This window comes from Cyclobacterium plantarum, from assembly GCF_011290685.1.
Taxonomy (GTDB): domain Bacteria; phylum Bacteroidota; class Bacteroidia; order Cytophagales; family Cyclobacteriaceae; genus Cyclobacterium; species Cyclobacterium plantarum.
The window spans coordinates 59,962-82,911 of sequence record NZ_JAANYN010000001.1 but is presented as its reverse complement, the minus strand read 5'-3'; the positions used below and the strand labels follow the sequence as shown (position 1 = coordinate 82,911).

Annotated in this window: 19 protein-coding genes; 6 read left to right on the top strand and 13 right to left on the bottom strand. The window is 41.8% G+C overall.

Going from position 1 to position 22,950, the window contains the following annotated elements; genetic code table 11:
* Position 1 precedes the first annotated feature (1 nt).
* Positions 2-1,528, bottom strand: a complete 1,527-nt coding sequence (gene gpmI, locus G9Q97_RS00330; RefSeq protein WP_166142009.1) for a 2,3-bisphosphoglycerate-independent phosphoglycerate mutase — start codon at positions 1,526-1,528, stop codon at positions 2-4.
* Between the two features lie 244 nt (positions 1,529-1,772).
* Here gpmI and G9Q97_RS00325 point away from each other — a divergent pair, with 244 nt between their 5' ends.
* Complete coding sequence (locus tag G9Q97_RS00325; RefSeq protein WP_166142007.1) at positions 1,773-2,174, top strand: DUF4783 domain-containing protein; 402 nt, start codon at positions 1,773-1,775, stop codon at positions 2,172-2,174.
* A 43-nt stretch (positions 2,175-2,217) separates the two neighbouring features.
* The gene (nadC, locus tag G9Q97_RS00320) at positions 2,218-3,096 is read left to right on the top strand and encodes a carboxylating nicotinate-nucleotide diphosphorylase (protein ID WP_166142005.1); all 879 of its coding nucleotides are present in this window, start codon (positions 2,218-2,220) and stop codon (positions 3,094-3,096) included.
* Here the strand turns inward: nadC and G9Q97_RS00315 are convergent.
* From G9Q97_RS00315 to G9Q97_RS00270, 8 genes are all read right to left on the bottom strand, one after another.
* Positions 3,053-4,864, bottom strand: coding sequence for an ABC transporter ATP-binding protein (locus tag G9Q97_RS00315; protein ID WP_166142003.1), 1,812 nt, complete (start codon positions 4,862-4,864; stop codon positions 3,053-3,055). The two genes, nadC and G9Q97_RS00315, sit on opposite strands and share 44 nt — an antisense overlap.
* 38 nt (positions 4,865-4,902) lie before the next feature.
* Positions 4,903-5,238, bottom strand: a complete 336-nt coding sequence (locus G9Q97_RS00310) for a DUF6787 family protein (protein WP_166142001.1) — start codon at positions 5,236-5,238, stop codon at positions 4,903-4,905.
* A 4-nt stretch (positions 5,239-5,242) separates the two neighbouring features.
* On the bottom strand, positions 5,243-6,568 hold the full coding sequence (locus G9Q97_RS00305) for an aspartate kinase (protein ID WP_166141999.1): 1,326 nt from the start codon (positions 6,566-6,568) through the stop codon (positions 5,243-5,245).
* Positions 6,569-6,613: 45 nt separating this feature from the next.
* Positions 6,614-7,090, bottom strand: coding sequence for a 6,7-dimethyl-8-ribityllumazine synthase (ribH, locus tag G9Q97_RS00300; protein ID WP_166141997.1), 477 nt, complete (start codon positions 7,088-7,090; stop codon positions 6,614-6,616).
* A 75-nt stretch (positions 7,091-7,165) separates the two neighbouring features.
* The gene (locus tag G9Q97_RS00295) at positions 7,166-7,885 is read right to left on the bottom strand and encodes a tetratricopeptide repeat protein (protein WP_166143418.1); all 720 of its coding nucleotides are present in this window, start codon (positions 7,883-7,885) and stop codon (positions 7,166-7,168) included.
* A 458-nt stretch (positions 7,886-8,343) separates the two neighbouring features.
* Positions 8,344-8,742 (bottom strand): hypothetical protein, encoded by a 399-nt coding sequence (locus G9Q97_RS00290; protein WP_166141995.1) that lies wholly within the window; start codon positions 8,740-8,742, stop codon positions 8,344-8,346.
* Positions 8,732-13,000 (bottom strand): DUF7149 domain-containing protein, encoded by a 4,269-nt coding sequence (locus tag G9Q97_RS24920; protein WP_187357692.1) that lies wholly within the window; start codon positions 12,998-13,000, stop codon positions 8,732-8,734. Before G9Q97_RS24920 ends, G9Q97_RS00290 begins: the two co-directional genes overlap by 11 nt.
* A gap of 238 nt (positions 13,001-13,238) precedes the next feature.
* The gene (locus G9Q97_RS00270; protein WP_166141993.1) at positions 13,239-14,642 is read right to left on the bottom strand and encodes an alkaline phosphatase PhoX; all 1,404 of its coding nucleotides are present in this window, start codon (positions 14,640-14,642) and stop codon (positions 13,239-13,241) included.
* 748 nt (positions 14,643-15,390) lie between these two features.
* On the opposite strand from G9Q97_RS00270, the gene G9Q97_RS00265 reads away from it, so the two are divergent.
* Positions 15,391-15,675 (top strand): hypothetical protein, encoded by a 285-nt coding sequence (locus G9Q97_RS00265; RefSeq protein ID WP_166141991.1) that lies wholly within the window; start codon positions 15,391-15,393, stop codon positions 15,673-15,675.
* A gap of 71 nt (positions 15,676-15,746) precedes the next feature.
* Positions 15,747-16,013 (top strand): hypothetical protein, encoded by a 267-nt coding sequence (locus tag G9Q97_RS00260; RefSeq protein WP_073092592.1) that lies wholly within the window; start codon positions 15,747-15,749, stop codon positions 16,011-16,013.
* A 323-nt stretch (positions 16,014-16,336) separates the two neighbouring features.
* Here the strand turns inward: G9Q97_RS00260 and G9Q97_RS00255 are convergent, their stop codons facing one another.
* Positions 16,337-17,176, bottom strand: coding sequence for an endonuclease/exonuclease/phosphatase family protein (locus G9Q97_RS00255; RefSeq protein ID WP_166141989.1), 840 nt, complete (start codon positions 17,174-17,176; stop codon positions 16,337-16,339).
* Positions 17,177-17,460: 284 nt separating this feature from the next.
* Here G9Q97_RS00255 and G9Q97_RS00250 point away from each other — a divergent pair, with 284 nt between their 5' ends.
* Together G9Q97_RS00250 and G9Q97_RS00245 are read left to right on the top strand one after the other, a co-directional pair.
* Positions 17,461-18,783, top strand: coding sequence for an ion transporter (locus G9Q97_RS00250; RefSeq protein ID WP_166141987.1), 1,323 nt, complete (start codon positions 17,461-17,463; stop codon positions 18,781-18,783).
* Between the two features lie 51 nt (positions 18,784-18,834).
* Positions 18,835-19,761 carry an SGNH/GDSL hydrolase family protein gene (locus tag G9Q97_RS00245; RefSeq protein WP_166141985.1) on the top strand — a complete coding sequence of 309 codons (927 nt, stop codon included), beginning with the start codon at positions 18,835-18,837 and terminating at the stop codon, positions 19,759-19,761.
* A 44-nt stretch (positions 19,762-19,805) separates the two neighbouring features.
* Here the strand turns inward: G9Q97_RS00245 and selD are convergent, their stop codons facing one another.
* The 3 genes from selD to atpG form a co-directional block, all read right to left on the bottom strand.
* Positions 19,806-20,840, bottom strand: coding sequence for a selenide, water dikinase SelD (gene selD, locus G9Q97_RS00240; protein ID WP_166143414.1), 1,035 nt, complete (start codon positions 20,838-20,840; stop codon positions 19,806-19,808).
* 16 nt (positions 20,841-20,856) lie between these two features.
* Complete coding sequence (gene mnmH, locus G9Q97_RS00235) at positions 20,857-21,867, bottom strand: tRNA 2-selenouridine(34) synthase MnmH (RefSeq protein WP_166141983.1); 1,011 nt, start codon at positions 21,865-21,867, stop codon at positions 20,857-20,859.
* A gap of 175 nt (positions 21,868-22,042) precedes the next feature.
* Entirely contained in the window at positions 22,043-22,918 is an 876-nt protein-coding gene (gene atpG / locus G9Q97_RS00230) for an ATP synthase F1 subunit gamma (protein ID WP_166141981.1), read from the bottom strand.
* Between the last annotated feature and the right edge of the window lie 32 nt (positions 22,919-22,950).

Below are 22,950 nucleotides of genomic sequence, written 5' to 3'. Positions count from 1 at the left end.
CTCAACTTTTCAGTAGCACATCCCCGGTCATTTCTGAAGGCTTATCTATACCAATCAACTGAAGAATAGTTGGTGCCAAATCTCCCAATTTACCATCATTTACCTCAAGTCTGTCATGTTTGTCCACCATGATACAAGGTACCAGATTAGTGGTATGTGCAGTATTGGGCGTGCCATCGGGGTTGATCATGCAGTCACTGTTTCCGTGATCGGCAATGACAATAATGGTATAATCATTCTCCAAAGCCTTCTCTATGACAGAGGAGGCGCATTCATCCACTGCCTCACAGGCTTTTACTGCCGCTTCAAAAACACCGGTATGTCCTACCATATCCGCATTGGCAAAGTTAAGACAAATAAAATCCGCCTCCTTTTTGGGTAGTTCCTGGTTGATTTTTTTGGCTATTTCATGAGCAGACATTTCTGGTTGCAAATCGTAGGTAGCCACTTTCGGAGAATTGCAAAGTATCCTGTTTTCTCCTTCAAAAGGCTTTTCCCTGCCCCCTGAAAAAAAGAAAGTCACATGGGGATATTTTTCCGTCTCGGCGATCCTGATTTGTTTTTTACCATGCTTTTCCAATATCTCGCCCAAGGTATTTCTCAAATTGTCTTTTTCGAAAACAACAGCGATATCCTTGAAATTTTCATCATAAAGTGAAAAAGTAATGTAGTTTAGCTTCAGCTTTTTCATGTTATAATCCGGAAAATCCTTTTGGGTAAGCACTTCGGTGATTTCCCTTCCACGGTCCGTCCTGAAATTAAAACAAATCACCGTGTCTCCCTCAGCTATGGTGGCGAGGGGTTTCCCTTCATCGTCCACCTGAATTATGGGGCGGATAAACTCGTCTGTAACTCCATTTGCATAGGATTTTCTTAAAGCCGATAGCATGTCCTTGGATTTCTCGCCCTCTCCATTTACCATGGCATCGTAAGCCAATTTTACTCTTTCCCATCTCTTATCCCTGTCCATGGCATAATACCTACCCACGATGGAAGCTAATTTTCCGACGGAACCTTCGCAATGGTTTTTTAAGTCTTCCAAAAATCTTACCCCACTTTTGGGGTCGGTATCCCTTCCATCAGTAAAAGCGTGGATAAAAACATCTTCCATTCCGTTGGCTTTCGCAGCATCACAAAGGCCTTTTAGGTGGTAAAGATGCGCATGAACACCTCCATCAGATACCAGGCCTATCAAATGGACTTTTTTGCCATCCCGCAAGGCATCGGCAAAAGCTTTTTTCAGCACAGGGTGTTGGTTCAGATCACCTTCCTTTACGGCTTTATTTATTTTAACCAAATCCTGGTAAACAACCCTTCCTGCACCGATATTCATGTGCCCAACTTCAGAATTCCCCATTTGACCCTCTGGCAGCCCAACAGCCAGACCTGATGCATCCAACCGTGAATGGGGATATTTTTCATACAGGCTGTCGATAAATGGGGTTTTGGCTTTATCAATCGCAGAAACTTCGGGGGTTTGGGCAATACCCCATCCATCGAGTATCATTAATAAAACTTTTTTATTCATGGCTTTCTATATTGGTTACAATCAAACAAAAATTCCGGTAGCTTCCTGAACATTGGTTCCGGTCATCCTCATGGAATAAACATCCCTTGGATTTCATTGCCCCGCAAATATAAGATAATAATACTTAGGGCTTGGTAAATTAAGCAATAATCTCCGCTGTAGGACTGCCCAATGGTATCCTGAAAGACGCTCTACTATTACCATAAAAATATATATTTGGCCTGAAATTTGTAAGCTCCAGGATATGTTGCGTTTAATCCCCATTTTTATATTGTTTCTGACGTTTTTTTCCTTCGTAGCTTCAGAGAGTATGGCCCAGAAGGAAAATTCCGTCCTTAAAACAGCCTTCCAGGAGGGTTCTTTCAAAGATATATCCAGATTCTTTGATGATAGGGTAGAAATAAGTCTTGACAATGACAAAGGGGACTATTCCAGGAGCCAGGCAGAAATTGTTCTCAGAGATTTTTTTAGAAATAATCCAGTAGAAAATTTTGAACTGCAGCAAGAGGGGCAAACAGCCAATCACTTGTCCTACCTGATTGGTACTTACCATTCTTTAAAAATGTCTTACAGGGTACTCATCAGGGGTAAAATAATGGACAATACCGATTTCTTAATTTATAGTTTGGGCTTTATCCGGCAGTAAAATTTTCTAACCTCTTGAGAATATTTCTTACTTTTGGGGTACCATGCAAGACTATATTAACCAAGAAAGTTTACAAAAATTCTTACAGGCATCTTTTCTCGAAGATATTGGAGAAGGAGACCATACCACCCTGGCAGCAGTGCCTGCCGGACAGCTGGGGTCAGCGAATCTTTTAATCAAAGAAGCAGGGGTAATTGCCGGCCTTGAGTTGGCCAAAACAATATTTCATTACCACGATCCGGACCTTCAGGTTCGCTTGTTCCTAAAAGATGGTCAATCTGTAAAAGCAGGTGATATTGGTCTGCTGGTTTCCGGTAAAGCCGCTTCTATTTTGACAACAGAGCGGTTGGTCCTGAATTGCATGCAACGCATGAGTGGGATTGCCACCAAGACAAAGGAATTGAATGATCTCATCGCACATACAGGTGCCAAGCTATTGGATACCCGAAAAACCACTCCTAATTTCCGCATGTTGGAAAAATGGGCCGTGGCAATAGGTGGAGGAAAAAACCATCGGTTTGCATTGTATGATATGATCATGCTCAAGGACAACCACATTGATTTTGCGGGAGGCATTTCCAAGGCCATAAAATCCACCCATGCCTATTTAAAAAAGAAAGGGCTCCATTTGAAAATTGAGATCGAAACCCGGAGTTTGGAAGAGGTTCAGGAAGTATTGGATACCGGAGGGGTGGATATCATCATGCTCGACAATATGGATCCTCAAACCATGGAAAAAGCGGTTAAAATGATCGCCGGTCAGTATGATACCGAAGCCTCCGGAGGAATTGATGAAACCAACATTGTGTCTGTGGCAGAATCAGGGGTTGATTATATTTCTGTAGGGGCTCTTACCCATCAGGTGAAAAGCATGGATATCAGTCTAAAGGCTTTGAGGAAGCATCCGCAAACTGCAAGTTGACCAGATTGGCATAATGCCCATCAGGCAGGGCAGAAAGTTCTTCATGATTGCCTTCCTCTATAATTTTCCCAGCTTTGAGCACATATATGCGATCGACCTTTCTAATGGTGGCCAATCGGTGGGCAATGATAATGGTGGTTCGCCCTTTCATTAATTGGTCCAGGGCTTCCTGAACCAGGGCTTCTGAAGCAGCATCCAATGATGAAGTGGCTTCATCCAACACCAAAATGGCGGGATCCTTTAATATTGCCCTGGCAATAGCGATTCTTTGTCGCTGGCCACCTGAAAGTTTGATCCCTCTTTCTCCCACAAGTGTATCCAATCCTTCAGGAAAACTTTGGATAAACTCCCATGCATTGGCCTGGGTAGCTGCTGCGATAATCTCATCTTCACTGGCACCTGGTTTGGCATAGCGGATATTTTCCCTGATACTTCCTCCGAAAAGCAAAACCTCCTGAGGGACAATGCCAATGTTTTTCCTAAGTTTTTGCGGATCCCAATGACTGATGGATTGGCCATCCAGTAAAATATCCCCTTTGCTTAACGCATAAAACTTGAGCAATAATTGGATGATCGTAGATTTTCCTGCACCACTGTGACCTGCCAGGGCCACCTTTTCACCGGGAGCGATAGAAAAATTTATCCCATCCAAAACCCGGTATTCAGGACGTGTGGGATAGTGAAAAACGACTTCCTCAAAAGAAATGGCACCTGCCACATTCCGCTCCTCCTGAGAGGATTCATATTCCTCCGTTTCCTCATCCAGGATTTCCAGCACCCTCTCAGAGGAACCTATGGCTTTCTGGACCTGCCCATAGATATCACCTAAGCCGGCAATCGAACCACCTATAAACGTCGTATACAAAACAAAGGATACCAGATCCCCAACACTCATTTCCCCTGCACTGACCAAAGTGGCACCATACCAGATAACCGCCACAATGCCTCCAAAAAGTGCAAAAATGATAAAAGAGATAAAAGCACCTCTGAAACCGGCCGCCTTTAAGGCCACCTCTACCACTTTGTTCAGGCGGGAGCGATAACGCCTGGATTCGTATGCTTCTCCTGTAAAGGATTTGACCGTGACTATGGATTGAAGAGTTTCTTCCACGATCACATTGGCCGCAGCCAATTCATCCTGGGTAGTCTTGGATAACTTACGTATAAACCTGCCAAAAACCATGGCTATGATCACCAGCACCGGAATGGTAATCAGCATAAATAATGTAAGCCGTGGCGTGGTATAAAAAAGGAATGCAATACCCACCAAAAGCGTGATGACCTGTCGCAACAATTCTGCCAGGGTAATGGAAAAAGTGTCCTGAAGCATGGACACATCCGAAGTGATCCTGCTGATCAGTTCCCCCGTTCTCCTTTTATCAAAAAAAGTCATTGGCAACTGCAGCAGTCGCTCGTACAGTGCTACCCTGATATCCCGCATGGACCTCTCGCTGACCTGGGCAAATAGCCACACGCGAAAAAATGAAAATATACTTTGTACCAGCAGGATGCCCAAAAGGATGAAAGCAATACCGTTGATATCATTGAGAATCCACTCTTTACCTGAAGCTGCATCGATGAGCTTTCCCGCTACATAAGGGAAAGTCAATAACATCAGACTGGAAAAAAACAGAAAAACCATTCCCGCAATAAATGATACCTTGTAGGGAAGGGCAAACCTGAAAATACCTGATAATTTAGCCAGGTTTTTTTTATTCAATTTTCTTTTTTCCGACTCATCCAGGGGTAAACCTCTTTGTTTGGCCATGTTTTGCTTTGCATTCAAAAGGTGAACAACCGTATGCTTTATTTCTTCGCTTTTTGCGAGAACAATCTCCCCATACGGCGAATAAATTGTTTTTCTTTTTCCCAAAAGAAAGAAAACTGCCCGAAAAGAAATCCGTAGACCAGCAGAAATATTTGGTACAATGGGAGTACCAGCAATAAATAAATGACTGTTTTTATAAAACCTCCCCCAGTGGTATCTACTCCCAGGAAATCAAATATGGGCTTCTTTACGAACAGTATTGTAAATCCGGTACAGGAAAAAACCAGCAATACCAGCACAACCTGCCACAGGCTCTTAAGCTTCCATTTGACCTTAAGCCGTTCCAGAAATCCGGGCTTACTTTCCTTTGGCATTTGCTTATTCAAAATCGAATAATCTCTGATTCAGACTTTGCAATACCCTTTCCTTCTGCTTTCCATCAATAAGCAAAGAAACATTGTGCCTGCTCCCTCCATAAGAAACCATGCGCAAGGGAATCTGTTCCAAACTGTCCATTATTTTATTCAAAACCCCTTTTTCCTCCATGATGTTATTCCCCACGATACAAATGATGGACAGGTGATGGTCTACTTCCACTTTTCCCAATTTCTGCAATTCAGCGGTGATTTCCTTTAAATGGGAAACATCATCCATGGTCAGGGAAATGGCCACCTCAGAGGTAGTTATCATGTCTATGGCCGTGCGGTACTTTTCAAATATTTCAAACACCTTTCTCAGAAAGCCATAGGCCAGAAGCATCCTGCTGGATTTGATTTTTAAAGCCGTAATACCATCCTTGCCAGCGATTGCTTTTACCCCAACCGTTCCATCTCCGCCACCGGTGATGGTAGTACCAGGAGCATCGGGTTCCATGGTATTGAGGAGTTTTACAGGAACATTGTGCAATTGGGCAGGCCAAATAGATGCTGGATGGAGGATTTTTGCACCAAAATAAGCCAGTTCGGCTGCTTCATCAAATGACAAATGGGCGATGGCCCGGGTCTGTTCCACAATTCGGGGATCATTGTTATGCATGCCGTCAATATCTGTCCAGATTTCCACCACGCTTGCTGAGGTGGCAGCCCCTATCAAAGAAGCGGTATAATCACTCCCGCCTCTTTTAAGATTATCTACTTCATTTCGGTGGTTCTTACAAATATATCCCTGAGTGATAAAAATACTATCTTCAGGATATCTGGTCAAAATGGCCTCCAGCCTTTGCCTGATTTTGGAAAGTTCAGGCTCATCATTTTCATCAATGCTCATAAATTCGAGTGCAGGAAGGAAAACGGCTGGAATCTCCAGTTCCTGCAACAAGGTATAAAACAGCTTGGTGGACAATAATTCCCCCTGAGCCAGGATATCCTTGTTGATGGCCTCATTAAAAGAAATCTTTAAAATAATGGTCAAAAATTCGAAATGCTCCTTGATGATCTGGGCAGCTTTGGCTCTTCCCGCTTTCGATGTCAGCAATTCCAGGTAAAAATTATTGTAATGCTCATTGAGGGCATCAATTTTTTGTTTGGCCAGTTCCTTTTTTCCCTCAGCCAAAGCTTCCCCTATACCTACAAGGGCATTGGTCGTTCCGGACAGTGCCGACAATACCACAATTTTCTTGTCATCATCAGCAGTAATCAATTCCTTGACCTGATGCATTCTTTCCGGTCTTCCTACGGAAGTACCTCCGAATTTCATGATTTTCATAAGAAAAAACAGTTTAAAATTTCTTGATGGATGGGATATTCCCGCTTAAAATCCAAGCATTTTGATGGCCGTAATGGCCGCTTCATCTCCTTTATTCCCATGCTTTCCTCCAGCCCTGTCCAAAGCCTGCTGTTGGTTTTCCGGAGTCAATACCCCAAATATTACCGGTTTGTCGTATTTCAAACCTACCTGTGTAATGCCATGGGCAACGGCATCACATATAAAATCGAAATGGCGCGTTTCGCCCTGTATCACACATCCCAGGCAGATCACAGCATCTATCTGCTCCATCTTGGCCAGCCACTGAGCACCTAATGGCAATTCAAAGGAACCAGGAACGTTTTTTCTGTAAATGTTTTTCTCTTTGGCACCATACCGCAGCAATGTTTCCAGGGCAGCACCATACAGGGATTCGGTAATTTCATCATTCCACTCAGATACTACCAAGGCAAATTTCTTGTCGCTGATATCCTGTATGTTATTTTCCGAATGTTGACTGAGGTTTTTTAAGGATGTAGCCATATTTACAAAATTTTCATAAAAAAAGAGTAAAACCAAAATCGGCCTTACTCTTCTTTATCAATGATCAGATTCATATCAATTAGAAGCGAGGCCTTCCAGCCTTGCCTTATGTTTCCGCGCTTCGGTGTATTCGTAGGAGTCCGGGTACTTGGATTCAATTTCCCCATAGGTGGCTATGGCTTCTTGCAGGTTTCCAGCTTCTTCGTAGGCAATGGCCAATTTAAACAAATACTTCGGTGTGAAATATTTATTTGTCTTGTAGTCTGAGGCTCTCTGGTAAGACCTGATGGCCTCTTCCTGATTACCCAATTCCATGTAAGCATCCCCTGTAAGTGAGTATGCCTGAGCCTGAACAAAGAAATCCGATGCGGAAAAATTTTCGAGGTGATCCAGGGCGTTTTGGTATTCTCCTTGAGAAAGGTAGATTGATCCGGTGTAAAAATGGGACAGGTTGGCGGCGGCAGTTCCTCCGTATTCGTCAATTATATCCAGAAAACCGGGCTGTACGCCATCTCCGTTAAGCGCAAAATCCAGACTATCCTGTTCATAATAATAAACGGCCTGAAACATTTCCCCCTGGGCCTTTTCATTCTGGTTGGCCTTATGTATTTGGTAACCGACGATACCGGCAATGATCAATATCATCAGGCCAATGATGCCTCCTACCAATTTGGTGTTTTCCTTTACAAACGCTTCTCCTCTTCCCAAACGGGTAGCTATCGCCTCCGGATTTTCCAGAAGTTCGTTTGATGTATCAGGTGCTGCTTTTCCCTTTCTGGTCTTTTGCTTCGCCATCATTTTAAAATTTGAGTGGCAAATATAGATGATGTTTTAATCAATAACAAAAGTATTCTGTAATCAAAAGCGGAAAAGCATAACTTTAACAAACAGAAACTCAGGGAATGGAATTGGACAAATCATTTGCCATTCTGAATCAAAAATAATCAGTGCTCTAGTATCATGTAGGCAAAGCAAGTTTTACTCCGGGTTTATCATAGTTCTTGATGAAGTCCAATTGTGCTAAATTCGCTACCATTTGTACAACTTCAACAGGCAATACCTTGACCCCTGTAATGACCCAAACTTGTTTACAAGTCTCGTTAACGGAAAAAGCCCTTTCTCAAAAACTTTTCACCTGATTTTTCGCTGTCCTCATTATTTTAATTTCCTCTTCTTTCAAATCAAATAGTATGTCAATCATTATTCTATTCATTTACAATTTGCAAGAAGATTCGGTTAGTACTTTTTGGCTTTTACCTGATTTGCACCGGTAAATACTTCTGAAATAGTTTTTTCAGTTGGGGTTTCCTGGCTCTCTTTTCCAAATCAGCAATACTTTTTACATCGGTAAAGGTTGAAAACAATAAGAGTATGGGTTTTAATTCGTACCAATTGTACTCATTTTGCCAATCATAAAAATGATCCACCTGCTGGTTAAATAGACCATTGAGAAAATATCGGATTTTAGGATCTGAGACATTGAAACTATACCTGGCAAGTTTTACTTTAAAACTGATGTTGGTTATAGAAGAATCATCCCATTTGCCTGACCTTAAATAGCTCAACTCCTCTTTAAAGCGATTTTTAAAGTAGGGGTAATACTCCGGAAACAAAAGTTTTTCCAAATCCGATAAGATTATTTTATGTTCCATCACCTTCAATCATTTTAATTTCTTCTTCTGTTAAATTGTAAAGCTGGTAGACTAAATGGTCTATTTGGTTTTCTAAATCAGTAGTGTCTGCTGCTTGATTCCGTTCTTTTAGGTGGATAATTTCTGAGACATTTGATATGATTTGATTTGATAATAAAATCTCAAATTCACTTTGTGGAACTACAATCGGAAAGGCTTTCAAATCTCCTACACAAACCCTAGGAAAAGATTTTGATTGAATTTTATTCGAACTGTTACTGAAAATGAATGACAATAGAGTTGAATTTAGAATTCCGCAAAGTAGTTTCATCGAATATTCTACATCTGCTTTTGGACTTACATTTAGAATTGTTTTATAGTTACAGAATGTTTCCTCCAAATATGAGGCTTGAATTTGATATGGCTTCTTACCTGTAACTTCCCTGATCAGTATACGACCACCCGTTAACCAATCCATACTTCGATAATCATGGAGCCAGCTTCCATATTTAATCCATTTACCTTTAATTCTTTCGAAATGATATCTACCAACATCACTTCCTGCGAGTTCTTCTAAATATTCATCACTAAGTTTTTCTTCTGCATGAAATACTCTGTTTTTAATCTGTTCTGGGCTATGTTTACTACTATTATATGCTTGACAACCTAAAGATGCCCGAGCAATTTCTTCCAACTTCGGGTATTGAGTTTTAATCTTCGAAATAAATTTCCCAACAGGAGTTAAACTTCTTATGTCTATTATAAAATTCTCTTTAGAAAGGAAAACTTCTTGCTTTCCGTATAAAGGTTCAATTTCAAAATTTTGATCAAAGTCCGATACTCTATTGAATTTTATAGAATGAGAACCGCTTAGATTTTGCTTCGATGCGGTTAGAATCTGAGTGTAAACATCAGCCTCATCAAAAACTGGAAAATCAAAATGTATAACTCTCTGAATTAAATAATATTCTAGAACAAATTTTCTAAGATTTTCCGTGAATTTTTGTGTCATCCATGTACTCGGAATAATGAATGAAAACTCAGAATTATCTTTCAAAAGAGAAAAAGATTTTTCTAAAAATAGATGAAACAAATCAGGTTTGTACTGTGAAACTTTAAAATTGGTAGAATAGTAGCTTCGATCTGACTCTGAAAAGCTATTTAGATCAACTAACTTGTATGGCGGATTCCCAATAACCACATCAAAGCCCACAAAATCTCCATCATCATTCAGCACTTCGGGAAATTCAAAACGCCATTCAAAGGCATTATCAAATATTTTGTTGTTTTCAATCTCTTCTAATTCTTTAGAAAGCTTGTTTATTTCATCTTCAATTTTCCGGATTCTCTCCTTCCTGATTTTATTGAGCTTTTTGTCCTTACTATATTCCTCATCCGGTTCAAACAGCATTAAGCCAAAGCCACCTCTCCCTTTTCCTGTAAGCAGAAAAAGCTCATGTCCTAATTTTGTAAGTTTTTTTTTGATGGGATGATTTTTGGCTATTTCACTTTTGAAATCAAATTTGATATCAGCGATCAGCCGTTCCATTTCTCTTTTCTGCTCCTTGTTTTCCGCATTTCGATAGGTGTCAACCGCTATTCGGTAGCTATCTATCGTCCACTTACTTTTCTTCAAAGCCTGCTTCATGTCGGCATCAATGTCAAAACGACTGACCAAAGAGTTGCCGCACTTGATGTTGATGTCAATATTGGGAAGCGTTTCGAGGGCTCTTAGACCTGTCAGGTTTTGAAAACCTGACAGGTCTTCTCTTTTATAATAAGCACTTTTTAAAAGCTCAATCCACAAACGCAAACGGCAAATTTTTACGGAATTCGGGTTAATGTCCACACCGAAAAGGCAACGTTCAATAATGGTTTGTTTTTCGTGAAAGAGTGTTTCTTGTATTCGCTGGCTTTCCTTGCTATTGGGATTGTAGTCAAAAAGTTCTCCTTCTTCGTCCGTGACAATGAGTTCGTCATTGACCACCTCCACCTGATATTCTTTAAGGCGTTTGCCTTCCCGGTCCTGCAGGATTTTCAAATCATTCTTTACTGCAATCATTTCATTGAGGGCGGAAACCAAAAAGTGTCCTGAACCCACAGCAGGGTCGCAAATTTTCAGACTGTTTACAATATCATTGGCTTCCTTGTAGGAAAAAATCCCACCAGGTCCAATGAGGTCATATACATCATCCAGGTTTTCCACCCTCACCCCAAAATCCCCTCTCCCAGAGGGCGAGGGGACTTTCTCCACCTGGCTATTGCTATTGGCGATGGGACGCTTTAGGTTGGAAGTTGTATCCAAAATTTTCTGTATTACCTTTTCTGTCTCAAAAAGAACCTCCTGATTTGAAAATCTTAGGACAGTGAGCCCCAATTCACTTAATTCGTAAGTCCTGCCTTCGTCATATTCTTTTTGATCTTCATCATCGTGATGATCCACATCAATTTCGACTACCAACCTTTTTTCTGCACAATAAAAATCCAATATAAACTTATCATCAACGGGATGCTGCCTCCTAAACTTCAGTCCACTCAACTTTCTATTTCTTAGAATTTCCCAAAGAAAAGCCTCTGCTTGGGTAGCCTCTTTTCGATTGCTCCTCGCAAACTCCAAAATCTTCGGATCTACCTTTTTCCCCTGTAGTTCAATTTTACCTTCCCCCCTCTTACTATTGGGAGATGGATTTGCGCTGAGGTTTTTTTGACCTGAATGGAAGGAACCAACTGCCTCTTTGAATTTGTGGACGACCGCTCTGCGAATGGTTTCACGGCACATATACATGGTGATGAAACCCGGCGTAAAAAACGAACCGTCTTTGTACCCGTTGATTTTCTCGAAAATCAACCCGAGAACAGCGGCATTGATGAGTGATTTGTTTTCTTCCTGAATTTCTTCTGAGCCTTCACTGCTGAAATCGTAAGCATTCAGAAATTCAAAAAGGTATTGAAGGGTGGTTAAACTTCCCGTTCTTTTCTTCCCTTGCTCGTTTTTCAGCACGGTTGACGAAAGGATAGGAATGGTTTTATCATCCCTCAGGTTGCTGATAAAAATGGTGTCCTGCTCAATTTCGGTTGGCTCAAAGAGAGAAGAGTTGAGATAGGGAACTTTCTCAAAAACCTTGATCACATCCTCATTTCTCTCCTCATACTTCCGTGCCAATACCTGAAAAAACAAGCTGTTCAGGTCGTCATAGTTTTTGATTTTGTCAAGGTTGAGAAACGAATACGATTTATCTCCTTTGTGATAGCTGATGAGTTGGGCTTCCATCAATTTTAAGAAGAGGATTCTGTTGATCCAGGTGATGGATAATTCGAGCCCTACATTAAAAAGCTTTTCCTGTTGGGTGTTTCCAAATTGGCTTTGTCGTTCCAAACGGCTGATTTTATCCAAACTGTCAAGTTGAATAATGGCGTTTTCAAGGATAGTTCCCGTGTGTCGTTCATCTGGTTTGCTCCTTTCAATTAGCTTCTTACCGCCTACTTTTGTTTCAGTCAATCCGATTATATGCAGCAACTCGCTGTAAAAACGCTTGTCAAGGCTGTTGCTATCGTTGGTAAATGGAAGTTTTAAAAGATGTTCCGGTGATAAAAGTTTGAATAAAGCAATCAATTTATTGTCGTCCGCCTTATCATCGTTTCGAAGCGGCTTTTGATATTCCTGCAAATTGAAGTAGGTATATTCAATTTCAATTTTGATTTCTGCGATAAATGGCTCGGCAATTTGCTTGTAGAAAAAGTCGGTTTTGGTGTCCGCTAATCGACCGCCTTCAAAGTCGTTGAATTGTTTTACAAGCTTTTTGTTCTGAGCAAAAAGTCTGTCAAAAGTAGTTGCGTCAAAAATGAACCATTCATTGATGTTTGTGATAATCAAATGCCTGGTTTCAAGATTGTTTTGTGTAATTCTTTCTCTTAGATAATAAAGCACCAATTCCTGAAAGGCCTTCGCATTTAGCTTTTCAGTTGTCACCATCTCGCTTTTATTGGTCGGCTTCTTCGCTTCAATGATAACTCCAACTGTGCTTTTTGCCTTGTCTCCGTTATGAATTACAAGGTCGTTTCGTCCTTTGGTATTAATGAAATGGTTCTGCTTGTAATAGGTATCCTTTAAAAAGTCTGAAACCAGGTTCTTATGAAACTCTTCCGATTCTGTATCATTGATCCTGTCGAGTAGCTGGATAAGATTTGTTTTGAAACCTTCGATTTCAGTCCTGTTGGGTTTTACTTTCAAAAAGGCTTTGTTCAGTGCCTTCCTTGGTTTCAGCCTGTTTAATTCCATTTAACGCTACGTCTTTTTTCCTATCGGTTAATTTACCTTTTTCTGTTCATTATTCCGTCCACAGGTTTGCAAAAATAAGCAGGCTTACCGAAAAATCGGAAGTGCTTTTTGGTTTATGAATGGATAAAACTAAATGCACCTCTTCGAAATTGGGCTTCTTTAAATATTGTCCAGCCTAAAATAAAAATGACCGGAACGTGGCCGCCCCGGTCTTTCATCTTTTTAAAAAGCCTATAGGTCAACTTTTCCAGGGCCCGGTAATGGCCAGCGTAATTCCAGGACCCTGAATATTGACAAAGTAGGTTTTGCCGGATGGAGAAAACACTCCTCCTGCCAATTCGGAAGCATAACCTACATTCTCTGCCAGATGGTACAACTCGCCTTTTGGGGTAATGCCCACTAAAAACGGATGTTTGTGATCTTCACACAAAATGACATCCCCCCAGGGAGCCACAGCCAGGTTGTCGCAGTTTTTCAGGATCTCCCGATCATTGGGTTCGGCAAATAGCGTCAATTCTCCAGGTGCCTTTTCCTCTTCCGGACTACCTTCCCACTTGCTCGGCGCATATCTGAAAACCTGACCTGCTCCGATTTTGCCACCATTTGTGCAGGCAAAATAAACTTCCTTATCTCCCCACCAGATACCTTCACCTCTTGCAAAAACAGCGGCTCCTTTGTCAAAGCCCTGGAATCTCAGGTCATCCTCTGGTGACTCAACGTTTTCAATATCTATCCAGGAAACCTTTTTGGCTTCCATTAGGGGAAATTCAGGGCCTTCACTATCCTCCCAATTCCTGGTGTCCCGGCTTTTTTCTCCCAGAATGGCCAGGGCTTGTAATTTACCCCCCTTGTTTAATTTCCCGGGACTCTTGGGGACATACCGGTAAAATATTCCATCTCCCCTATCCTCTGTTAAGTAAACCACTCCCGAAGCCGGATCAATGGCCACAGCCTCATGGTTAAATCTTCCCATGGCTTTGATAGGATTGGGAACAGCTCTGCTAATCTCCTCGGTAGCCGGCACTTCAAATACGTACCCATGATCCATTTCTAACCGGTCTTCATAATCTCCCTTCTTAAGGGTGCTCTCCTCACAAGTCAACCAGGACCCCCAGGGCGTAATACCCCCCGCACAATTCCTCACTGTTCCCGCAAGGCTAAGAAATTGCTTTTCCATTTTTCCGGTGCCCTCATCATATATAAAGGTTGTGGTGCCCCCTAATGCAGGTAAAATCCCCTTCCCGAAATCATAAAAATCTTTTCTATTTACTTTATCCAATAACTCATAGTTAGCACCAAAGCCTGAATGTTGCAAAGCATCCGGGCTTATCTCGTGGTTTCGGACCACGATTACTTTTCCATTCTTTCCCTGAAAAGCCCCCATACCATCAGCTACACCCGGCAAGGTAAGGCCATCATCCATGGCATCACCTGCCTGGCTGATAATTTTATAGGAAAAGCCTTCAGGCAAATTGATTATACCTTCCGGATCCTTTTTTAATGGACCATAACCCAAAGTAGCCTTGCTGGATGTGCGAGAAAAGGCAGGATTCATGAATTGATACAAGCCCATAAAGCCAATAGTGGCCATTCCTGAGGCTTTGATAAAATTTCTTCTGGAATCTTTTGCTGTATGCTTCATATTGATTAGATAGTTATTGCAGTTTATAGTACTTAAAAAAGCCAAATCATACCTTTGTTAAAGGTAAAAACCAACTTTTGAATGGCAGTTTATTCAAATTTAGAAACAAATCCTATCCTTTCTACTTTAGCGGTGGTTAGGAAATGATCAATTTTTGCCGGCATCCTTAATGCCTTCTTCAAAATTTCATAAAACACGATTGGATTACCGCCAAATAGGTATGTCTGAAAACATCCTATCCGGTAAAAGCTGATTGCTGACTTTCCAAATCGGAATTTTATTACCCATACCGGGCTGGTGGAAGTGCCCACCTCCTATACCTTGTCTGACAAAACCAAAACTTTCTGACAATAGTAGCATCCGGCTACCATCGTGATGATCCTTTTCTTCTGCCTATTTCAAAAGAGAAAAACCTGTAGGGCTGATCCTTAATGGAGTAGGAAATTTGAGTAGAAACAATTTCAGTAAAAAATATTTCATTTTTTTTTCAAATTAAAAATCAGTCAAAATCGGCCAAAATTTCAAAAAAATAGGGTTTTTTATTTTTAGACCATTAAAAGTGTATTTTAAATTCGGTAAAATGTTTTTTGTTTTAAAATTTTTATATACCTTAGCATCATCAAACAGCGATAAAGACAAAGAAGAGAAAAGGACAAACAGCTAAAAAGATTCTTCTACCTTCTTAAAATTCCGGGTAACAGCGGATAGTCTAAAAATAAAATATTCTTTCATATAAATAAACAGCATCATGTTAAAGTACACTTACGAAACAGCAGAGAGGGAATTGAAAACCTGGGTAGATCCCGAAAATGGATCCCTTAACATCCAAATTGGAAATGAGACTGTAAACATTCCCCACCAAATCGGAGCGGAAATGGTTGGCGTAATCCGTCAGAAACAAACCATCTTTCAGGAAATAGAAAGAAAGAAAAACAGCTCCTGGAGCAAATTCATGGAGTCGCTTGCCGGTCAGAAAAATGACAACAACGGCTATCACACTACATTAAAAGACCGGAAGTACAAGGCAGCCTAAACAGCTTCTGCCTTGACCATTTTGGTCCCTATTTTCTTTATCCATTTATTTTTATCTAAAAAAACAGCAAGATGTTAAAGTACACATTTGAAACCAATACCCATGAGTTAAAAACCTGGGTAGATCCTAACAATGGCAATCTAAACATTCAGATCGGAGATGAAACCGTTAACATTCCTCATGAAACAGGAATGGAATTGATAGCCGTAATCCGTCAGAAGCAGGTCATGTACCGCGAAGTTGACCGCAAACGTCTCAGCTCCTGGAGCAAATTCATGGAGATGATCTCAGGAGATGATAAAAACAATATTTGGAGTTCTTCTGTATCAGAAAATTAATCGATAACAAATTACAGGTTCCTTCCTGTTGGTGAAGTTGAGTTGGCTGGTGGGGTTGAAATGAGCCGTAGGGTAAGACAGGACAGGGAGGAACAATTTTTTAGGTTGATTCTTTAATAAACGTCGATTGGAGGTTGGTATTTTTTATCCAGGAGAATAGACGGTCTGATTGGTCTGGTTTATGGGATCAGGCATTGGCCTGACCCATCAGTAACCAAAAGGATAGATTTGATTTTCCGGACAGGTATTTTTTAATCTGGAAAAAGAAAAACAGGCGGTAACCCTTTGGTTGCTGCCTGTTTTTCTTTTAGGTGTTTTGGCCTTTACCAATTAACAACAGCCATCACGGGGAAATGATCTGAAGGGAAACGGCTGTGATAGGTATCGGTCAATATCCCGTACTTTTGAACGTTTATTTTTTCACTGACAAAAATATGATCAATGATCCTTTCGGTGCTGGTGGTGATATCGAAACTGTTGGTGGTACCATTATTGGCATACACAATTTCGGCGGCGTCAAAGGTATCCTTCATACCGGGTGCCGTCCTTAGCAGCTGATATGCCTCTGTTTCCTGACCCACATTAAAATCCCCGGTAAGGATTACGGGTAAAGATTCCGTATTGATTTCCTCAATTTTTTCCAGAATCAGCCGCGCAGACTGGTTCCTGGCTTCCACTCCCCTATGGTCAAAATGGGTATTAAAAACATAAAAGGTTTGACCGGCATTGACTGAGGTAATTTTGGCCCAGGTACAGATCCGGGGCAGGGCTGCGTCCCAACCCTTGTTGGGGTGATCCGTTTCGGGTGCCAGCCAGAAGGTGTCTGATTCCTGCACTTTGAATTTTGTCCTGTTATAAAAAATGGCTGTGTATTCTCCTTCCTCAGCACCATCATCACGGCCAACACCTACAAAATCATGGTCAGGAAGCCTTACATCCAGATCGTTTACCTGGTGAGACAGGCCTTCCTGAATACCAAAAATATCAAATTCATGAAAAAGGATAAGGTTGGCTACTACATCTTTTCTATTGTCCCAGGTATGGGGATCATCATTCGGATTATCATAGCGAATATTGAAGGTAGCTACTGTTAAGGGATCGGATTGGGCAAGGGCCCAATTGCAGCATATTGCTGCCAAAAGAAGGCTTATATATAATTTCATGATTCCAGGTTATTATTGATTTTATGATTTGTGTAATTTTAAAAGGACAAAAAAAGCCCCGGAATTAATTCCGGAGCCAAAATTTAAAGGCATTTTGATTACCTTACCTCTTAACCATTGCGTTTTTTCTCTTCTACCTTGGCCTTCTTTTCCGCTCTTTTTTCCATCATGCTTTTGGCAGGTTTCTTTTTATCGGACTTTTTTTCTCCCTTATCTTTACTCATGGCTTTGCTATTTTAATCAAAATGTAGTCAGATTTTCTGTCAAAACCTATAGTTACAGGCATGATTTTTTACTCCTTCATCCAAAAATTTATAGCCGGAGTAGGTAATCCTCCAGGAAGGCAGCAACCTGGTCCGGCGAAAAAGCCGCCCTCATGCTGCAGAGGTCCAAAAAAAGGGGTGCCTAAAAGGATTATTCGTACCATTTTGGTAAGCATGGTAGAGGGCTTATCTTTGTCGCTCAAACAATTGTTATTTATGAATCAGGAGCCAAAGGACAAGAAATCTTCCCTTTTTGCAGCCATTGAACGCTGCGAAAATCCATATATTCTGGCCCAGATTGAGGCTTTACTGATCAAAGCAGACATGCTCAAGCCCATAGGTGAATTGGCCAAAAGTTATCCCTTTTTGCTCCAACTCCAATCTACTCGGGACCTTTCTCTCAAAACAAGACTCAAACATAAAAACCTGAATAAACTGACCCGGTATCAGGAATGGACTGCTGCCCCTGGTTTTTATCTCAGCTTGCTGATGTTATTGATTACTGCTGCCATTATCAATAATTTTTCCTTTGACGAACAGGGTTTCCAGATCAATCCCTTTATAGGAAAATTGGCCATAGCTTATGCTTGCATTTGGTTGATATACCTGTTGGATTTTTGTATAATACTTTATCTTTCCGTACGGACAAAGTCAAAAATTGCCCAAAGTGCTTTTATCCCCAAGTTGCTCACCCTGTTGTTTCCACCTTTGGGAATCGGTTTAAGACATATGGAGGAGCCGGAAAAAACCTGGCTCCCCTACCACCATTGGTCCAAATGCAATGAGGGTTTATTCAACCGGCTCAAACAGCAATTTTCCATTCCGATGATCGTCATCGCCTTGTTGATCATTCCCGTATTGCTGATAGAGTGGCAATTTTATGAGCAGGTGGAAAGCTGGCTTCGTACCGATTTATCTTTTGTGCTGGACATGGTGCAGGGTTTTATCTGGCTGGCTTTTGCTTTTGAATTTATCCTGCTCATTTCCATTTCCGATGACAAATTCACTTATATCAAGAAAAACTGGATAGACCTGCTCATCATATTGTTGCCATTTGTATCCTTTGTACGTACCCTGAGAATCGTGAAAGTGGCCAGACTTTCCCATTTGGCCAGGGGGTATAAGCTCCGGGCATTACTCATGAAAGCACGGCAAGGGTTGATCTTTGCCAGTTTTTTTTATCGTTTGCTGGCCATAAAACCTGATTTCCAACTCAAAAAGCTGAAAAAAAAGCTGGACCAAAACAGAACAGAAAGGGAAATCATTGAAGAGGATCTGGTGAAACTTTCTATCTGGCTTCGTCAAAAAAAGCAGCCAGGTAAACCCAGTGGTGCTGACATATAAAACCTGGCATTTTTTTTATATATTGGTTTATATTTCAAAGAAAAATCCTCCATGTATCACTTCTCCTTGCTCACCTTGTTGTTTGGCTTGCTGTTTTCTCCCCTCAAAGCTCAGGAGGCATATGTCATTCCCCCTTCTGCTAAAAAGATATTGTTTTTGGGCAACAGCATTACCTATGGGGGAAGCTATGTGAGTTATGTGGAAAGCTACCTGAGGTTAACCTATCCGGAAAGAACCTGGGATTTTATCAATGTAGGTTTACCCAGTGAAACGGTATCCGGACTTTCTGAAGAAGGGCATGCCGGAGGAAAATTTCCCAGGCCAGATTTGCATGAACGGTTGGAAAGAATTCTCACAGCGGTAAAGCCAGACCTGATTTTTTCCTGCTATGGTATGAATGATGGCATTTACCTGCCTTTTGACGAGGGTCGTTTTGAGGCCTACAAGAAAGGGCAGGAAAAACTTCATCAAAAAACCGAAAATCGGGGAATCCCCATAATTCACCTGACTCCACCTGTATATGATGAAAGAAAGGGAGCCGCCTATGCCAATACATTGGCCATCTATGCCTCCTGGTTGATGAGTAAGAAGTATACGCAAAACTGGATGGTAATCGACCTGCATTGGCCCATGCGGAAATTCCTGGAAGACAAACGAGATACCCACCCGGATTTTGTGCTTGCAGCAGATGGAATCCACCCGGGAGATCAGGGACATTGGATCATGGCCAAAAGCTTATTAAAAGGATTGGGAGAACAAGAGAACCTGGACACTGACTTACCGGAGCCCGCCTTCAGAAAATTCCCCCAAGGCCTGCAAATCCTGGCATTGGTGGAAGAAAAACAACGTATTTCAAAAGATGCCTGGATCAGCCACATTGGGCATGAGCGTCCAGGAATGAAGGAGGGTGTTCCTTTGCCCGCTGCACAATCCAGATCAGCAGAAATTATTGCAGCAATGGAGCAGATACTGAAATAAGGCTGCAACAAAAAGCCATACAATGACCTGGCATCAGGAAGTTTTTATTCACTACTTACCAGCCAATCCCCCATTTCCACCATTTCACCAAATGGCTTCAGCAGGAAACCTTCATCTGCCATTTTATTTTCAAACTCCCTGGTAAATGCGGGATCTACTGCCATTAATAGTCCTCCGCTGGTTTGGGGATCAGCCAAAATCAGGCGGTCGCCAGGTAATTTTGTCCGGATTCCTTTGCCATAACTTTCCCAATTGCGGTGGGTACCACCCGGGATACATTCCAATTCCAGGTATTTGGGTACAAAATCAAATACAGGAACTTTTGCCAACTCAATTTTAGCGGAAAGCTTACTCCCCCTGCACATCTCGCTCAAATGTCCGCCCAATCCAAAGCCGGTAACATCCGTCATGGCATGTACCTCAGGCCAGGCAGCTGCTTTTACCCCTACCTCATTCAAGCTCAGCATGGCCCTTTTGGCTGCCAACACATCTTCTTCATTGGCCAGACCTTTCTTTTCTGCTGTAGTAACCAGGCCTACCCCCAGGGATTTGGTCAAATAGAGCCGATCTCCCTTTTTGGCAGTATTGTTCCTTTTTACCTGATCAACAGCCACCTTTCCGGTCACCGCCAGGCCAAATATGGGTTCCGGGGCATCGATACTATGCCCACCGGCCAGGGGAATACCTGCTTTATGGCAAACGGATCTTCCTCCATCCAGAACCCTAGCTGCCACATCTGCCGAAAGTCTGGCGATGGGCCAACCCAATATGGCAATGGCCATTAATGGCCGCCCGCCCATGGCATAGATATCGCTCAGGGCATTGGTGGCTGCAATGGCTCCAAAATCGAATGGATCATCTACAATGGGCATAAAAAAATCCGTGGTGCTGACAATTCCTGTGACACCATCCAGATCAAAAACAGCGGCATCATCACTTTCTTCGTTACCGACCAGCAAGCCTGGAAATTCTATTTTTGCAGCCTGCCCATGTCCCAGGATTTGTTCCAGAACTGCGGGCGCTATTTTGCAGCCACAACCTGCACCATGACTGTATTGGGTTAACCTGACAGCATCCATTTTTTTGTTCATTGAATTAATGATTGATTAGTTTTTTGGCCATCTCCCGAAGGTCTGCAATAGTTAAGTGAAACTCGCCAACAATCTGAGATGCTTTCTTTTGAATTCCCGTTTTATAGGCTTTGTCATAGTAAGTCAAAATGATCGCTGCCGCCTCCTCCAATTTTCCGGATTGAATTTTTTCAACAGCCTCCCTGCTTGATTCCTGGCCCAATCGCTTTGAAATCTGCCAGGTGGCCTGCACCAGATTCTCCCTGGGAATTTTCCCATAGGATTCAACCAAAACTGCTATACGCTCTTCTTTGGGCAACATAACCAGATAATGGGGAGAAAGTTGCATCTTTCTGTACAAGGGTTCAATCAACTTTACCTTACCAATAGAAAAAGACTCATCTTCAAGCCATATGGGTTGACTTTGGTCCAGTTGAAGAAATGCCTCAAACAAGTCATTTTGAAATTGTTCTGTTGAGGGCTGTCCGGAACTCAGTTGATACCCAAAGCTGGAGCCCTGGTGATTGGCCAGCTTTTCCAGATCCACTACCTGAGCTCCCAGAGATTGCATTTCATGCAATAAACTGGTTTTCATGGAGCCGGTGGCACCCGACAGGATTTTTAAAGCCGGAGGGGCGTCAAAATAATCCAGGAGAGCATTTCTAAAGGCTTTGTACCCTCCCTGAAGCAATTGTATGTTAAAACCATAAAGCTCCAAAAGCCAGGCCATGCTTTGGGAGCGCATTCCTCCCCGCCAGCAGTGCATTAGCAAGCTTGTGGATCCAAGTGCTTCCGCCTTTTCAATAAAACCCGTCATTTTCGGCCCTATCATCTCCAGGCCTGTCTTGATGGCTTTTTTCTTATTTTCCTGCTTATAAATGGTGCCAATAGTTGCCCTCTCCTCATTATTAAAAAGCGGAAAGCTGACCGATCCAGGGATATGACCTGAAAGAAATTCAGCAGGTGAACGCGTATCCAAAACAGGAATGGCCTCCTTTTTTAATTTCAAAAATTCCTGTACACCGACTACCTTCATGTGAAAATAACTAATGCCTCTCTATATTCCTGTTCAACCCAACGGTTTGGAAAAAGAAATTTCAGATGAATGTAAGCATAATTTAGCCAAGCGCGCAATCAACTATTATGGGTTCTAACAAAAAGACCGGTTGATTCAATCAACCGGCCCCCATTATGTATTGGCAAAGCCTAGTTTAATTTCCTTCAAGTGCATTTGCACCTGCCACAATTTCAAGGATTTCATTGGTAATAGCCGCCTGTCTTGTCCTGTTGTATACTAATTTCAGTTCTTTGAGCAATTCAGCAGCATTGTCTGTTGCTTTACTCATGGCCGTCATCCTGGCACCATGCTCAGAGGCATTGCTGTCCAAAATGGCTTTATAAAATTGAATTTTGAGTGAGTTGGGAACCAGTTCTTTGATAATATATTCTCTAGAAGGCTCTACTATATATTCCTGGCTGCTTTGATTGGCCCCTTCTTCCGATTCCAACTTGGCAATAGGCAAAAACTGTTCCTGGACTACCAGTTGGGTAGCAACATTCTTAAATTCATTATAGACAAGTTGAACCTGATCGTAGGTGCCATTGACAAAAGCATTCATCACTTCTTCAGCCGCTTTTTTTACCGGCTCAAAGGAGACATCTTCAAATAATTGATAATGGTCACTTATAATCGGAAAATCCTTTTTCTTAAAGAAGTCAAATGCTTTTTTTCCAATAGGCATGATGGTCACCTGCTTTCCCTCATATTTTTCCTGAATGGACAGCATGGAAGCCTTAAGGATGTTGGAATTGAAGGCACCACACAGCCCCTTGTCTGAGGTTATGGCAACGATCAAAACTTTAGACACCGGCCGTTCCCTGGCATAAATGATGTCAGTACTTCCTTCAGCTCCTGAAGAAATGTTGTTCAGGATGGCAGAAAGTTTTTGGGAGTATGGACGCATTTGTGTGATCTTGTCCTGTGCCCTCCTCAACTTTGCAGCAGCCACCATTTTCATTGCTTTGGTAATCTGCTGGGTAGAACTTACCGAGTTGATCCTTTCCTTTACTTCCTTTAGGTTTGCCATGATTTAATTTGCTCCTCTGTAAATACCTTTAA

Excerpts from the sequence above, each read along its gene's own strand:
- gpmI (WP_166142009.1), bottom strand. The coding sequence starts at position 1,528 with ATGAATAAAAAAGTTTTATTAATGATACTCGATGGATGGGGTATTGCC.
- G9Q97_RS00325 (WP_166142007.1), top strand. The coding sequence starts at position 1,773 with ATGTTGCGTTTAATCCCCATTTTTATATTGTTTCTGACGTTTTTTTCC.
- nadC (WP_166142005.1), top strand. The coding sequence starts at position 2,218 with ATGCAAGACTATATTAACCAAGAAAGTTTACAAAAATTCTTACAGGCA.
- G9Q97_RS00315 (WP_166142003.1), bottom strand. The coding sequence starts at position 4,864 with ATGGCCAAACAAAGAGGTTTACCCCTGGATGAGTCGGAAAAAAGAAAA.
- G9Q97_RS00310 (WP_166142001.1), bottom strand. The coding sequence starts at position 5,238 with ATGCCAAAGGAAAGTAAGCCCGGATTTCTGGAACGGCTTAAGGTCAAA.
- G9Q97_RS00305 (WP_166141999.1), bottom strand. The coding sequence starts at position 6,568 with ATGAAAATCATGAAATTCGGAGGTACTTCCGTAGGAAGACCGGAAAGA.
- ribH (WP_166141997.1), bottom strand. The coding sequence starts at position 7,090 with ATGGCTACATCCTTAAAAAACCTCAGTCAACATTCGGAAAATAACATA.
- G9Q97_RS00295 (WP_166143418.1), bottom strand. The coding sequence starts at position 7,885 with ATGGCGAAGCAAAAGACCAGAAAGGGAAAAGCAGCACCTGATACATCA.
- G9Q97_RS00290 (WP_166141995.1), bottom strand. The coding sequence starts at position 8,742 with ATGGAACATAAAATAATCTTATCGGATTTGGAAAAACTTTTGTTTCCG.
- G9Q97_RS24920 (WP_187357692.1), bottom strand. The coding sequence starts at position 13,000 with ATGGAATTAAACAGGCTGAAACCAAGGAAGGCACTGAACAAAGCCTTT.
- G9Q97_RS00270 (WP_166141993.1), bottom strand. The coding sequence starts at position 14,642 with ATGAAGCATACAGCAAAAGATTCCAGAAGAAATTTTATCAAAGCCTCA.
- G9Q97_RS00265 (WP_166141991.1), top strand. The coding sequence starts at position 15,391 with ATGTTAAAGTACACTTACGAAACAGCAGAGAGGGAATTGAAAACCTGG.
- G9Q97_RS00260 (WP_073092592.1), top strand. The coding sequence starts at position 15,747 with ATGTTAAAGTACACATTTGAAACCAATACCCATGAGTTAAAAACCTGG.
- G9Q97_RS00255 (WP_166141989.1), bottom strand. The coding sequence starts at position 17,176 with ATGAAATTATATATAAGCCTTCTTTTGGCAGCAATATGCTGCAATTGG.
- G9Q97_RS00250 (WP_166141987.1), top strand. The coding sequence starts at position 17,461 with ATGATTTTTTACTCCTTCATCCAAAAATTTATAGCCGGAGTAGGTAAT.
- G9Q97_RS00245 (WP_166141985.1), top strand. The coding sequence starts at position 18,835 with ATGTATCACTTCTCCTTGCTCACCTTGTTGTTTGGCTTGCTGTTTTCT.
- selD (WP_166143414.1), bottom strand. The coding sequence starts at position 20,840 with ATGGATGCTGTCAGGTTAACCCAATACAGTCATGGTGCAGGTTGTGGC.
- mnmH (WP_166141983.1), bottom strand. The coding sequence starts at position 21,867 with ATGAAGGTAGTCGGTGTACAGGAATTTTTGAAATTAAAAAAGGAGGCC.
- atpG (WP_166141981.1), bottom strand. The coding sequence starts at position 22,918 with ATGGCAAACCTAAAGGAAGTAAAGGAAAGGATCAACTCGGTAAGTTCT.